Annotated in this window: 9 protein-coding genes, 1 tRNA gene and 1 pseudogene; 8 read left to right on the top strand and 3 right to left on the bottom strand. The window is 57.4% G+C overall.

The window, feature by feature from the left end:
* Positions 1-118: 118 nt before the first annotated feature.
* Positions 119-3,763 carry an ATP-binding protein gene (locus CUC55_RS08085; RefSeq protein ID WP_103087506.1) on the bottom strand — a complete coding sequence of 1,215 codons (3,645 nt, stop codon included), beginning with the start codon at positions 3,761-3,763 and terminating at the stop codon, positions 119-121.
* 398 nt (positions 3,764-4,161) lie between these two features.
* Here CUC55_RS08085 and CUC55_RS08080 point away from each other — a divergent pair.
* From CUC55_RS08080 to CUC55_RS08070, 3 genes and pseudogenes are all read left to right on the top strand, one after another.
* Positions 4,162-4,238, top strand: a tRNA-His gene (locus tag CUC55_RS08080).
* 699 nt (positions 4,239-4,937) lie between these two features.
* Positions 4,938-5,971 (top strand): annotated as a pseudogene (locus tag CUC55_RS23410) (Ppx/GppA phosphatase family protein); the annotation flags it as partial.
* Positions 5,968-6,693, top strand: coding sequence for an RlmE family RNA methyltransferase (locus tag CUC55_RS08070; protein WP_067648541.1), 726 nt, complete (start codon positions 5,968-5,970; stop codon positions 6,691-6,693). The pseudogene CUC55_RS23410 and the gene CUC55_RS08070, both read left to right, overlap by 4 nt.
* 48 nt (positions 6,694-6,741) lie before the next feature.
* Here the strand turns inward: CUC55_RS08070 and CUC55_RS08065 are convergent, their stop codons facing one another.
* Positions 6,742-8,139: an MFS transporter gene (locus CUC55_RS08065; RefSeq protein ID WP_103087504.1), complete on the bottom strand. Its 1,398-nt coding sequence runs from the start codon at positions 8,137-8,139 to the stop codon at positions 6,742-6,744.
* 214 nt (positions 8,140-8,353) lie between these two features.
* On the opposite strand from CUC55_RS08065, the gene CUC55_RS08060 reads away from it, so the two are divergent.
* The 4 genes from CUC55_RS08060 to CUC55_RS08040 all read left to right on the top strand — a co-directional run bounded on the left by CUC55_RS08060 (position 8,354) and on the right by CUC55_RS08040 (position 12,516).
* Positions 8,354-9,337 carry an MBL fold metallo-hydrolase gene (locus tag CUC55_RS08060; RefSeq protein ID WP_103087617.1) on the top strand — a complete coding sequence of 328 codons (984 nt, stop codon included), beginning with the start codon at positions 8,354-8,356 and terminating at the stop codon, positions 9,335-9,337.
* Between the two features lie 174 nt (positions 9,338-9,511).
* Complete coding sequence (guaB, locus tag CUC55_RS08050; protein WP_103087502.1) at positions 9,512-11,017, top strand: IMP dehydrogenase; 1,506 nt, start codon at positions 9,512-9,514, stop codon at positions 11,015-11,017.
* 88 nt (positions 11,018-11,105) lie between these two features.
* Complete coding sequence (locus CUC55_RS08045) at positions 11,106-11,531, top strand: MAPEG family protein (protein WP_103087501.1); 426 nt, start codon at positions 11,106-11,108, stop codon at positions 11,529-11,531.
* Between the two features lie 106 nt (positions 11,532-11,637).
* The gene (locus CUC55_RS08040) at positions 11,638-12,516 is read left to right on the top strand and encodes a dienelactone hydrolase family protein (protein ID WP_103087500.1); all 879 of its coding nucleotides are present in this window, start codon (positions 11,638-11,640) and stop codon (positions 12,514-12,516) included.
* 43 nt (positions 12,517-12,559) lie between these two features.
* Here the strand turns inward: CUC55_RS08040 and CUC55_RS08035 are convergent, their stop codons facing one another.
* Entirely contained in the window at positions 12,560-13,510 is a 951-nt protein-coding gene (locus CUC55_RS08035) for a LysR substrate-binding domain-containing protein (protein WP_103087616.1), read from the bottom strand.
* A 193-nt stretch (positions 13,511-13,703) separates the two neighbouring features.
* Between CUC55_RS08035 and CUC55_RS08030 the strand changes: the two genes are divergently transcribed.
* Entirely contained in the window at positions 13,704-13,985 is a 282-nt protein-coding gene (locus CUC55_RS08030) for a YjiS-like domain-containing protein (RefSeq protein WP_067648528.1), read from the top strand.
* Positions 13,986-14,035: the final 50 nt, after the last annotated feature.

Below are 14,035 nucleotides of genomic sequence, written 5' to 3'. Positions count from 1 at the left end.
CGTCAGAGTTTTGGGGCAGCGGCAATGCTCTATCCTTCCGTCATCGGCGGGACCGATGCGTAGATCGAAAATCTCCAAGGGCGATTATGCCCTTGGACATTGCTAATCCCGGAAGTGTTCAGTTCGCAAGCACGCGCTGCGAAGGGAAGCTGATTTCCACCAGCGTTCCCTCATTCGGTGCCGACGTGATGGAGAAATTGGCACGGTTGGCATCCACCATCGCCTTGGTCAACGGCAGGCCCAGGCCCGTGCCATCGCCGCGGACACGGTTGCTGGAAGCGGAAACCTGTCGGAACGGCTTCATCGCCTGTTCCAGTTCCGCGCGGTTCATGCCGATGCCTGTGTCTCTGATACGCAGGACCACGCTACCATTGGCCTCATAAGCCGTGGACACCACAATCTGTCCGCCTGATGGCGTGAACTTGATGGCATTCGACAGAATGTTGAGCATGATCTGCTTGATCGAGCGAAGATCGGCAACGATCTGTGGCACCGATTGCGACAGCGCCGTGCGCACGATGACGCGCTGATTGTTCGCCTGCGGCTGCACGATGGATACCGCTTCCGCGATCGTATCGTTCAAGGCAACCGCCCTGAAATCGACATCCATCTGTCCTGCTTCGATTTTCGAAATATCCAGGAGATCGTTGACGATATCCAGCACGTGGCGACCAGAGCGCACAATGTCGTTGGAATATTCAATGTAACGCGTATGTCCGATCGGCCCGAAGCGCTCCGTGGCCATGATGTCGCCAAAGCCAATAATGGCATTGAGTGGCGTGCGAATCTCATGGCTGACGCGTGCCAGGAAATCCGTCTTGTGCGCATTTGCCGTTTCTGCCGCGCGCTTGGCGTTACGCAAATCCTCTTCGGTCCGCTTCCACTGGGTGATGTCGCGGATGACGGCACAATATCCATTGGAGGACTTCAGTTTGCCGATGGTCATGAACAGAGGCAGAAAACCGCCCGAGGCCTCACGGCCAATCACTTCGCGGCCATCATTGAGAACGCTTGCTACGCCATTATTGGCAAGACCAGAGAGGTAATCCAGCACGGCCCGCTGGCTTTCATGGGCGAAGAGCGTAACGAAGGGCTTGGCGGATATCTCGTCATTGTCATAATTGAAANGCGCACTGGCCGAACGGTTCAATGAGCGGATGGAACCGTCTTCGGCAAGCAGCACAACACCGTCTGTCGCCGTTTCCAAGATGGAATGCAGCTCCTCGACCTGTCCTTGGAGCGCGCCGAGTTCGATATCCGTTTCGTTCTGCGCAATGTCCGTCTGCATATTTTCATTGGCGGGCAGGGGGCTCGCGATGCTCTCAGCGGTGGGGATCAGCGACAGCATCAATGCGCCAGCCTCGTCCCAGCGAACGGATTGCAGCCTTGCCTTGACAGGGATCAGCTCGTTCTCGAAACTGACAGCAACCATGCCGCCGGACCGTTCAGAAACAGTGTCGAGTTCATCGCGTTGCAACAGCGCATCAAGACCGCCGACTTCCGCCAACTCGTCCACCGTCGCATAGCCGGTAAGCCTCAGAAACTCGGGATTGGCATGGATCAGCCGGTCACCACTATGGATCAGAAGTGCAACCGGCATCTGGTCAAGCGTTTCTGCATTCAACGTGGCGTTTGCACGAGGCGCCTCGGAAATCGCTTCAGCCAAGCTTTCACTGTCGGCTATGCGAACCGGATTTTGCGGCGCCACGAAACTTACGACTTCATCGCCACGTGTATAATCGGCAAANTCATCGTCGTCTTCTGTCGCGAAAATCGCGGGTTGGCTGTCTTCGACAGCGAGTTCTTCCGGCGCAGACGTCGGTTCATCCAAAGCCTCAGGCGCAGGGGCAATGTCGGCCATCTCCAGCGTATCCGCCTCTTCGGTTTCTTTCGTCTCGACCGTATCCGCCACGACAGGTTTTAGAGCGCGCGCAATCTCCTGGAATGCCGCCTGCTCGCTGGCGCTCAGCTGGTCCCTGCCTTTGCTGCGGCGGTCTTCAAGCTGTACCACCTTGTCGGAATGACGCCGGTTTGGCGTTTCGGTGATCTTCAGAACCGGGACTTCGGTTTCAGGCGGAGCGTAACTGGTGGTCTCGTCCAGCTGCCCCCTGTCGTCCTCTGCAACGTTTTCGTTCATCGCTTCCGGAATAACGGACGGCGAAACCTCGGCGTTGGCTTCCTCTTGGTCTGGAAGCACCAACAGCGCTTTTTCATCGACATGCGCCTCTTCGTCCGTCTCCAACGCCGCGTGCGGTTCACCTGCCAGTGTCAGGCCAACGGCATTCGGATCTTCCGCCGCATCGGCAATGCGCACGATGCCGAAGCCGCGGAAACCATCGAATTCGCGTGAGCGCGTATAGGTCGGCAACGCGGCCAGATCAATCGGCACGGTCAGCGATGTGCCTTCGACCGGCCAGTGAATGGTCTTGCCGGACCACGTATCACGCCGGTTCAAAAGCTCAGCAATCTTTCCATCCGGGTCAAGGCTGAACAATGCTGCAAGGTCGGCAAAGCTCATGCCTTCGACATTGGCAGCTTTCGGTCCGACCGCTTCGGCAAATTCATGCGAAATGGAGCTGAAGCGACCGGCGGCATCGATCTTCCAGACGAAACGAGAGGCGCGCCGATTCGGATCGAAAACAAAAGACTTGTCTTCACCAGCGGTTGTGGTTGCCTGTTCGACCTGTTCGACCTGTTCGACCTGTTCGACCTGTTCGACCTGTTCGACCTGTTCGACCTGCTCGATCTCGATGGGTGAAGGCTGTGTAACCAAGGGCAGCGCGGGTTCTGTCTCGGCCTGCTGCGCCTCCGGCTCGTCAAGGACGATCTCGTCCTGATCTTCCGCTGGTACCTGCTCATCTTCTTTTNCAGGCTGAACGTCAGGAAGCGTGGCTGCTTCGGAAACGATGTCAATATCGTCGCTCTCGTTCTGCGGTTCAACAACCTCTTCTATGTCCGCAATCGACTCGAGTACGGTGGTAAATTCCTGACGCTCCGTTTCTACGTGATCGTCTTGTGCAGTCGCAACGGGATGACTGATCTCCGGCTGGGGTTCCGTCTTTGCCTGGGTAAACTCTGCGGATGGATCGAGAGTGCCGATCATAGTTTCTACGACAAAAAGCAGGTTCAATTCAGGCTCTTGCGACAATTGCCCGGCAGCGGCTGGCAGATAGCCCTTGCCCGCAGGCACTGGTCTCTTGACCAGTTTTCCCGGCTGCGTCGACGCCATCGAAATAAGCGTTCTTGTCGTCACCGGAGTTATACCGAGAGCCGCAAANCCTGGCGATGCCGCCAAAACCCTACTGTCGGCATCCAGCACAGCCATGTGAATATCAGGGTCGTCAAAACCCTCGATCATGCGGCGGGAGCGTTCTTCCAGGGAGGGCATTGTCTGATCGACAGGCGCCGTGAACAAAATAGCCGGCTGGCCCGGTTCGGCTTCGATGATCTCAGCGGTCGCGACAATCGACACGCTTTTGAAGCCGGAATGAATGCGAATTGTAAATTGGGCGCTGTCACCGGTTTTCGTCAGGCGCGTAACCGTCGCAGAGAGCTGCCGAAAGGTTACATCCCGTTGTTTTGGCCCGCGTTCCAGAAAGTCGTAGATCATCGGCGTACCGAACAAAGCCGCACCACGACCGTTGGCCCAGAGCACGCTTTTGAGGTCCATCGAGAACAGCGCCATGGCTTCGCCGCGACCGAAATGGTCTCGAACGCGCTCATGTACTGCTATGTCTATAAATGGATATTGAACGGCGGGCATGTGGGGACCTATTCTGGGCACGACCTGACCTCAAACAACCGCAAGACCTCATCATGAGGTGCCATACAGCCTGCATCGGCTCGATGTTAACAGAATCTTAAATAACTTCACAGGGTGGATAGGTCCATCATCTGCGGCAGGAAATGCCAATTACAGTTAATTTACCAAGCGCCCGAGCAAGATCTGCGCATACCATCGAATGTGGGTTGATCAGCTGCTTTTTGCAATCGTCAATGTCTGTTTGCGCACCTCAATCCCAAGACTTTTTGCCGATCACCGTCGCCTGGGAAAACCCTCTTGCTTTCCAAAGCTTTTTTCGCAAAAATTACCGAAGGACTTGCAAAACGGAAAAACTCCCCGTATGTGAGCCCCCGTGACGCCGACATGGCGTTTGATGTGCGGTTGTAGCTCAGTTGGTTAGAGCGCAGGTTTGTGGATCCTGAGGTCGCTGGTTCGATTCCAGCCAACCGTACCATTTNACACTTATTCTCCAGTTGTTTACCGTTGATCCTTGCGCCGCAGATGTTGCTATGGGGCGTGTATTTACGCGCGCTTTCTTCGTCTTCAAAAACTGGTTGGCTAAAATGTCGGGCGCTGGTATGATTGCGTCAACGTAACTTATGGACGCCAGCAGCATCGCTTTCAGCTTTCGCGCGGCGGAATGGATAAAACAGTGACTGACCCCGGCAACGGCACAACGCCGTCGGAATCAGGGNCGTCGGCGGTGGAAAAAGGGGATGCGAAGCGTTCCCGTCGTGGCAAGAGCAGGCGTAACGGGAAGCCCCGCAACGCTGCTTCTCCGTCACATCTACGCAGTGCCGATTCCCCACCAGATTCCTCATCCATTGGTAGTGTTGAGCCAGATGCGGAGCCGCGCAAGCGCAAGCGCCGCAGGCGTTCTCGCGGGCAGGGCGGCGGTCAGGCTGCACCCGCCGTCAGTGCAAAANTCGAACAGGGAACGCACACGCCGCCATCTCAGGGCAAGCGTAGCGCCCGTGGTGGGAAGCGTAACCATCGTGGACCACAAGGTCGCCCGCTGGTCCCGACACATGCGCCCAAGCCTGCTGCGAGACAAANTGGTGCGGCGTCGCCTGCACATCCGCCTCTCACAGCCGATCAGAGGAGCCATGTTCACGCGCGAGCGCAAACGCCTTATCGGGATTCAGGCTTTGATGGCAGCGCAGACATGTATGCCGCGCTCGATCTCGGCACCAACAATTGCCGACTGCTGATTGCCCAGCCGACGCGCCCTGGCCAATTTCGCGTCGTGGATGCTTTTTCGCGCATCGTGCGCCTTGGGGAAGGGCTGGTGTCAACCGGTCGTCTCTCTGATGATGCGATGGACCGTGCGGTCGAGGCCCTTCGGGTTTGTGCCGCCAAACTTTCGGGGCGCACCATACGCCGCATGCGCTTGATCGCGACAGAAGCCTGCCGCGCGGCTGTTAACGGCGAAGAGTTTCTGGAGCGTGTGACACGCGAAACAGGTCTCGAACTCGAAATCATCAGCCGCGAGACCGAAGCCCGTCTGGCCGTCTCTGGCTGCGCATCGCTTGTCGGTCGTGAAGCGCGTTCGGTCGTGTTGTTCGATATCGGCGGAGGCTCTTCGGAGATCGCCGTCATTCACGTGGGCGAAAATCGTTCCAACCGGCTGGCCAACCACATCACCCACTGGACATCGCTTCCGGTCGGCGTGGTGACGCTGTCTGAACGGCATGGCGGGCGTGACGTGACGCCCGCGGTGTTTGCAGCGATGGTGGGCGAAGTCGAAGGCCTGCTGGATGGCTTTCATTGCCCGCCTCTGGGTGAGATCGCTACTGAGGATTTTCATCTGATCGGCACATCGGGGACGGTGACGACACTTGCCGGCGTGCATCTCGACCTCCCCCGTTACGACCGCAGAAAAGTCGATGGCCTTTGGCTTTCGGATGATGAAGTCACTGCCATGCAGGACAAGTTGCTGGCCTGGGATTTTGCAGGGCGTGCAGCGAACGCCTGCATCGGGCCGGATCGCGCCGATCTGGTGCTTGCGGGTTGCGCCATTCTGGAAGCCATTCGCAAGCGCTGGCCGTCACGGCGCATGCGGGTTGCCGATAGGGGGCTTCGCGAAGGGCTTTTGACGGATATGATGGCAGATGATGGCGCATGGCGTCGCACACGAATTCGCCGGGCACAGATGCAAGGCAAACCGGAACGGAAAGTTTGATATGACCAAGGCGCCCATTAGTACCAACCGTACCGGACGCAAGATCGGCCAGAAGGTAAAGAAGGCAAAGTTGAAGCCGTCTTCGCGCCGCTGGATCGAGCGTCACATCAACGACCCCTATGTGCAGCGCGCGAAGCTGGAGGGCTACCGTGCCCGCGCGGCGTTCAAGCTGCTGGAAATCAATGACAAACATCAGATTTTGAAGGATGCGCGCCGCATCATCGATCTGGGTGCTGCACCGGGAAGCTGGTCGCAGATTGCCGCCAAGGTCACAGACTCGACCGAAGACGATATCCGCGTTGCGGCCATCGACTTCCTTGAGATCGAGGCTATTCCCGGCGTCAAGATTCTCCACCTCGATTTCCTCGATCCCACCGCACCTGACCTTCTGATCAAGTCTGTCGGTGGGACACCGGATCTGGTCCTGTCGGATATGGCAGCGCCCACGACCGGTCACCAGAAAACCGACCATATCCGCACGATGCATCTGTGCGAGGTCGCAGCGGATTTTGCCGTGCAGGTGCTGGCCGAAGGTGGCCACTTCCTGGCCAAGACCTTCCAGGGTGGTACGGAAAAAGCGCTGCTTGATATGCTGAAGCAAAACTTCAAGCAGGTCATCCACATAAAACCGGCTTCATCGCGCTCGGAATCGGTGGAAATGTTCTTGCTTGCCAAACACTTCAAGGGCCGCAAGCCGGTTGAACCCGTTGCTTCAGACATCGAATAAGACAGGTGGAACGGAATAGAATTTTTNGCTGAATACTACGCAAATATTCTATTCCGCCGGTTGCGAAGCCTTGCCACGATGGCCGGAAACCGCTGCTCCAGCACTTCGATCCATGGCAATCAGCGGCAAGATGGCGATGAGCGATACCGCGGCCACGACCGTAAACGCCGTGTGGAAATCAGACAGCTGCAAATGTGCCCCGGACATGTAGCTGCTGACTTCGAGGATGGTGGCTGCAAATGCCACACCCAAGGCTAGGCTGATCTGCTGAAGCACTGAAGCCATCGACGTCGCCTGGCTGGCTTGGGAGTCCTCGATGTCCGAATAGCCGAGCGCATTGGCGCCGGTGAAGAAGAATGAACGGGCAAAACCCGCTGTCACCAGGCAANTCATGATCAGCGGGTAAGGCGTATCCGGAGTGAAAAGCGCGTTGGCTGCCGTGGTAAAGGCACCCACGATGCCGGCACCAATCAATATACTTCTAAAGCCGGTCGCCGCAAAAACCCGACGCGCCATGAATTTGGTGGTGATGGCGCCAATGGCGCCCGCAAAGGTGATCATGCCGGATTGAAACGGATTTAATCCGAAGCCGATCTGCAGCATCAGCGGCATGAGGAAGGGAATGGCACCTGTTGAAATACGAAAGATCGTTCCGCTAACCGATGCCGCGCGGAACGTTGCATTGCGAAAAATCTTGAAGTCGAGGATGGGCGCTGGATGGCGTTTTGCGTGATGCCAGTACCAGAAACCGCAGATGAAACCGACGATGGTCGCCGCGATGCCGACAATGGGTGGCAGGGCGGGCAGGCTGACCACCGAGACGCCGAAGACGACGCCCGATGCGGCAACGCCCGAAAGGATGAAGCCCTTCGTATCCATCGGTGGCGGATTGGTGGTCTCGATCTCCGGTAGAAAGATCGTCGCAAGCCATATGCCGATAACGCCGATCGGCACATTGATGAGGAAANTCCAGTGCCACGAGAAATAGGTCGTGATGAAGCCACCGATGGGCGGGCCGGTCAGTGGTCCCACTAGGCCGGGAATCGTTAAGAGAGCCATGGCGGAGACGAGTTCGGTACGCTTCGTCGTTCGCAAAAGAACAAGCCTGCCCACCGGCGTCATCATCGCGCCGCCCATGCCTTGCAGGAAGCGCGAGACGACGAATTCGACCACGGACGAAGACACCGCACAGCAGATCGAGCCGATAACGAAAATGGCAATGGCAATACGGAAGATTTTCTTTGCGCCGAATTTATCGGCCATCCAGCCGCTGATGGGAATGAAGATCGCCAGCGCCACCATGTAGGAGGTGAGTGCCAGCTTCAACGTGATCGGGCCGACATTCAGGTCGGCGGCAATCGCGGGCAGGGATGTCGCGATGACGGTTGAATCCATCTGCTCCATGAAGAGGGCGACAGCGAGTATCAGCGGAATGATGCGGTTCATGTGGTGATTGCGGCGGGCCGCATCCTGAGAAAGTCGATAAGTCCTAACTACGCCCGTGCGCGCAGTTTGCCAACTAAACATTCGGCAAGTTTACGCTTTCCATCACGTCTGTGTGAGATCGATTTTTTCTACACATTCTCGGCACTTTACCGGTGATACTGCGTTCGGGTGTAGGACAATAATGCTGGAGGATTTCATGAGCAGTTTTTTGAAGATGAATAGGCGCAGTTTATTTGTGACTGCGGGGATGGGCGCCATTGCGGCACCTTTCGTCCTGCGCGGCACTGCATTTGCACAGTCAACCCAGCCACAAACATCCATGAAGGTCGATCACGCCATGCCACCAGAAACAAACCGCTTCAAACTTGGAAAATTCGAGGTTCTGGTCGTCAAGGACGGTTCGCGACCGTCTGGCAAGCCGAATGAAACATTTGGCATGAACCAGAGCGCCGAGACGGTTGGTGAATTGCTCGACAAGAATTTTCTGCCGAAAGACCAGTTCGTCAACAGCTTTTCGCCTGTGTTGATCAACACAGGCTCGGACCTCGTGCTGTTCGATACAGGCTTTGGTGAGAGCGGTCGCGAAGCCGGTAACGGTCGCCTGCTCGAAGGTCTAGCCTCTGCCGGTTACAAGTCGGAAGACGTAACCGTGGTCGTGCTGACGCATATGCACGGAGACCACATCGGCGGCTTGATGGAAAAGGGCGCTCCTGCCTTTNCCAAGGCCCGTTATGTCATGGGCCAGGTGGAGTATGATTTCTGGACGGACGCCAAACGGGTCGGCACACCTGCGGAAGGCGGCCAAAAAGGCGTACTTGCCAATGTGAAGCCGCTCGCCGAAAAGGCAACCTTCATCGGAGACGGCGCAACCGTCGTATCAGGCATTACCAGCGCTGCCGCATTCGGCCATTCTCCGGGTCATATGACATTCCACGTCGAATCGGAAGGAAAACAACTGGTTCTGACAGCCGATACCGCCAACCACTTCGTGCTGTCGCTTCAGCGCCCGGACTGGGAAGTGAAATTCGACATGGACAAGGCCGCTGCTGCCGCCAGCCGCAAGAAGGTGTTCGACATGATCGCGACCGACCGCGTGGCCTTTCTCGGTTATCACATGCCGTTCCCGGCCGTTGGCTATGCCGAGAAGCAGAGTGAGGGTTATCGTTTCGTGCCGAAGTCGTACCAGTTCGACATTTGACACTGCTGCATAGCTGCAACAACAAGACCCGGAACGCGTTTCCGGGTTTTTTCTATTCCCTTCCTGTCATGAACGTGTTACCAGCCCTCGCCAACTTCCAAGCAATCCTTTGCAGGGCCGCCGGTGGACTTTTCCTTCCGGGACGGCTTGCATTTTCAATACAGGAATTTGGCCATGGCACGTATTATTCAGACTCCTACCGGTCTTGACGCTCTGACATTCGATGATGTGCTGCTTCAGCCCGGGCACTCCGAAGTCATGCCGGGTCAGACCAATATCGCCACACGCATTGCCCGCGATATCGAACTGAACCTGCCAATCCTTTCATCTGCGATGGATACGGTCACCGAAGGTCGTCTTGCCATTGCCATGGCGCAGGCGGGTGGCATCGGCGTCATCCACCGCAATCTTTCGCCGGTCGAACAGGCCGAAGAAGTCCGTCAGGTCAAGAAGTTCGAAAGCGGAATGGTCGTCAACCCTGTCACGATCGGCCCGGATGCCACGCTTGCCGAAGCGCAGGCGCTGATGAAGACCTACAGCATTTCCGGCATTCCGGTTGTCGAAAATGGCGGTTCCGGAGGTCATAAGTCGGGACGTCTGGTGGGCATTCTCACAAACCGTGACGTACGTTTNGCGTCTGATCCCAGCCAGAAGATTTACGAACTGATGACCCGCGAAAATCTCGTGACGGTCAAGGAAAGCAGCGTTGATCAGCAGGAAGCCCGCCGCCTGTTGCACAAGCACCGCATTGAAAAGCTGGTGGTTGTCGATGCCGCTGGAAATTGCGTTGGCCTCATCACCGTCAAGGACATCGAAAAGTCGCAGCTTAACCCCAACGCGACGAAGGATGCGCAGGGCCGTCTTCGTGCCGCCGCCGCCATCAGCGTGGGTGCCGATGCCATCGAGCGCGCAGAGCGTCTGATTGCAGCCGGTGTCGATCTCCTGGTGGTGGACACCGCCCACGGCCATTCACAGCGCGTTCTCGATGCCGTCACGCAGGTCAAGAAGATGTCGAACTCGGTTCGCATCATCGCAGGCAATGTCGCAACGGCTGATGGCACCAAGGCGTTGATCGATGCCGGTGCAGATGCCGTCAAGGTTGGTATCGGTCCCGGTTCGATCTGCACCACACGCATCGTGGCCGGTGTGGGCGTTCCGCAGCTTGCGGCTATCATGTCTGCGGTTGAAGCCGCCCGTGATGCCGATATTCCGGTCATCGCAGACGGTGGCATCAAGTTCTCTGGCGACTTCGCTAAGGCTATCGCTGCGGGTGCATCTGCCGTGATGATCGGCTCGTTGCTGGCAGGCACGGATGAAAGCCCGGGCGAGGTGTTCCTCTACCAGGGTCGCTCCTTCAAGGCGTACCGCGGCATGGGTTCCGTCGGTGCCATGGCACGCGGCTCGGCAGACCGTTATTTCCAGGCGGAGGTGCGCGACACGCTGAAGCTGGTGCCTGAAGGCATTGAAGGTCAGGTGCCCTATAAGGGCCCGGTATCCGGCGTTCTTCACCAACTCGCTGGCGGCCTGAAGGCTGCGATGGGCTACGTCGGCGGCGGCACGATCCCGGAATTCCAGGAGCGCGCGACCTTCGTTCGCATTTCGGGCGCTGGCCTGCGTGAAAGCCACGCCNATGATGTGACGATCACCCGCGAAAGCCCGAACTATCCCGGCGCAGTTTGATCTTTCGTCCAGACAGGTAACATGGCAATACATGGACGCTCTCCGAACACCACGTTCGGAGAGCGTTTTGTTGAAAGGAAGCACGACGATGTCACCGACGACCGCAATGTTCTGGCCCATGATCGCCCACGCGTTTCTGGTCTTTGGTCTCTATGTCCTGCTTTTCATTCGTCGGAAGAAATTTACCTTCACGAACAAGGATGCTTTCAAGCGCTTTCGTGATGCGGGCGAAGAGGCGCAGCAAAGCCTGCTGGTCAACAAGAACATCGCCAACCAGTTCGAAATGCCCATGCTGTTTCATGCGGTGTGTCTGCTTCTCTACATCACCGATGCCGACAATATCGCCACCATTATCCTTGCCTGGATATTCGTGGTTGGCCGTTACGCGCATTCCTATGTGCATGTGACCAGCAACAGGCTGCGTTACCGCGCCCCTGCCTTTGCCATTAGTTTCGCAGCGCTTGTGCTGATGTGGGGCTGGATGATCGTGTGGCTGGCGCTGGAAAACGGCTGACCTCTAGGTCGGGATCGCGAAAAGTTGTTTCGCTGAAATCCGCGTCCTGCATCGCTTTTCCGCACTTTGCGTTATTGTTCAACGCAGCGTCCACATGGAGAGCATGATGACAGACAAGCCGGATATCACACAGGCGATGATCGATGCCTATGATGAGTATACGCATCTCAGCCTCGACCGCCGCAAATTCATGGAAAAACTGACGTTGCTGGCCGGGTCGGGTGCCGCCGCCGCCGCGATAGCGCCGATGCTGGGTGCCACCGCTGCGCAGGCCGCTATCGTTGCCGAAAAAGACGACCGTCTGATTACGGAGGATGTTACCTATCCCGGCGCAAACGGCGAAATGAAGGGCTATCTCGTCGCGCCGAAGGATGTCGCGAAACCCTTTGGTTCGGTCATCGTCATTCACGAAAACCGGGGTCTCAACGCCCATATTCGTGACGTCGCCCGCCGGGCGGCGCTTGAAGGTTTCGTGGCGCTTGCACCCGATTTNCTATCATCGCAAGGCGGTACGCCAGCAGATGAGGAGAAGGCACGCCAGATGTTTTCCGGCATGGACATGGCGGCAACCGTTGCCGATGCGGAAGCCACGCGTGTGTGGCTGACGAAACGCGATGGTTCAAACACCAAGGTCGGCGCCGTCGGGTTCTGCTGGGGCGGCGGTCTGGTCAACCGCTTTGCAACGAAATCCCAAGGGTTGAACGCAGGCGTCGCCTATTACGGTGCGCAGCCGCCGGGCGACGATGTGCCCGCCATCAAAGCCCCACTGCTGATGCATTATGGCGGTCTGGACGAGCGTATCAATGCTGGCATAGGTGCGTATCGCAACGCTCTGGAAGCCAACGGCAAGTCGTTTGAAATCTTCGTCTATGACGGCGTCAACCATGCCTTCAACAACGATACATCGAGCGCCCGTTACGACAAGGCCGCCGCAGACCTCGCTTGGGGGCGGACGATTGAGTTCTTTCGCAAGAATTTGGGGTAATCGTCACCGGTGAGGGCCAGTCTATTCCGCTCCGGCGACTACCTCACCATCCCGGTGCCAGTTGTCCTGTCCGCACCCGCGCAAGCCTTGGAAACGCCTTGATATCCTCGTCCAGTTCATCGGGCGGGGATGCCAGCGATATGTTGTCGAGGCAGGCGGTGATGTGATCGGTGATGGCGTTGATGAGCGACGGCGAAAGGCCGGGGCGCTTCATCAGGCCGATCTGCACGGGGGNCAGGGGCGGGAAGCCATCTGCCGATGTCAGCACCTTCATGCCTGTCCGCAGCGTCGATTCCGGCAGAACCGAGACAGCCATCCCGGCCAGAACGGCTGCGGCGATGACGGTGGATGACCAACTGGTGAACAGAACCTGATAGTCACGGCCATCGGCATCCAGCGCCGAAGTGGCCAGTTGGCGCCACAGGCAATCTCGACGTCCTACCGCCAGCGGTACAGGCACGTCGTCGCGCAGCGGATGGTTGGCGGACGCCACCCAGCAGAGCGGTTCGGTGCGCACAATGTCGGACGCGCGCGCACGAGGATTATGAGTAACGAGAGCGATATCCAGCTCTCCACGTGCCATTTTTNCCGCAAGGCTGACTGATGGTTCACAGACGATGTAGAGCTCGACATTCGGATGCGTCTTGGCAAACCTGCCAATGATCTCAGGCATATACCGGTCGGCATAATCGTCGGGCGTGCCGATGCGCAGCGTACCTTCCAGCCGGTTGTCGTCGAAGGCGGCGACGGCTTCGTTGTTGAGACGGATAATGCGGCGGGCATAATGCATCAGCTTTTCGCCCTCTGCCGTCAGCCTGTTGCCACGTCCATCCTTGGCAAAAAGCTGCTTTCCCAATCGCTCCTCAAGACGCCGCATCTGCATGGAAACAGCAGATTGCGTCTTGAAAACCCGGTCTGCGGCCTTGGTGAAGCTGCCAGCGTCAATGATGGCGATAAATGTGTGTAGCTGGTCGATGTCGAGAGGTGCGGACATGGGCAGAACATCCATAAGAATGATTGATGGCTCACATTAGAAACATTCGTTGGACTGATCAATGGTCTTGCGACATTTTGACGCCAGAAGCAGCAAATAACCAATTTGTCACCCGTCAGGTGGCCAGACCGGCGGCCTTCACGCATGGGTGTGGAGGCGGTGCCTCATCGTGCCTAAATGAAGGGATAGTGTCATGCGCACGGCAGAACGGAAGATGGAACTGGGTTTGATCGCACCACGGACGGCGACCTTTGAACAGGTTGCGACGGGCGTGAGCAAAGGTTTCGTGACGTTTCTACGCCGCATTTCCAATCGCCTCGCTGCCAATCGCCTTGTTGAGATGGATGACCATCAACTTGCCGACATTGGTTTGACGCGCCGCGATTTGAAGACTGCCCTCGACACAGGCATCATGGAAGATCCGACGACCCGGCTTGCGCGCATGGCCAGAGTGGCTGCAGCGAAGGCGTTGTAAGCGTCCGCAAGCCTTAAATCATTTCCCCGCAGGGTGATTTGCCAATAAAC

Source organism: Agrobacterium bohemicum, assembly GCF_002896715.1.
Lineage (GTDB): Bacteria > Pseudomonadota > Alphaproteobacteria > Rhizobiales > Rhizobiaceae > Agrobacterium > Agrobacterium bohemicum.
Note: the sequence above shows the minus strand (reverse complement) of the source record. Positions and strands in the feature narration are given on the sequence as shown.

Bases quoted from the DNA above. Each gene is read 5' to 3' on its own strand.
- CUC55_RS08070 (WP_067648541.1), top strand. From the start codon at position 5,968: ATGACCAAGGCGCCCATTAGTACCAACCGTACCGGACGCAAGATCGGC.
- CUC55_RS08030 (WP_067648528.1), top strand. From the start codon at position 13,704: ATGCGCACGGCAGAACGGAAGATGGAACTGGGTTTGATCGCACCACGG.
- CUC55_RS08045 (WP_103087501.1), top strand. From the start codon at position 11,106: ATGTCACCGACGACCGCAATGTTCTGGCCCATGATCGCCCACGCGTTT.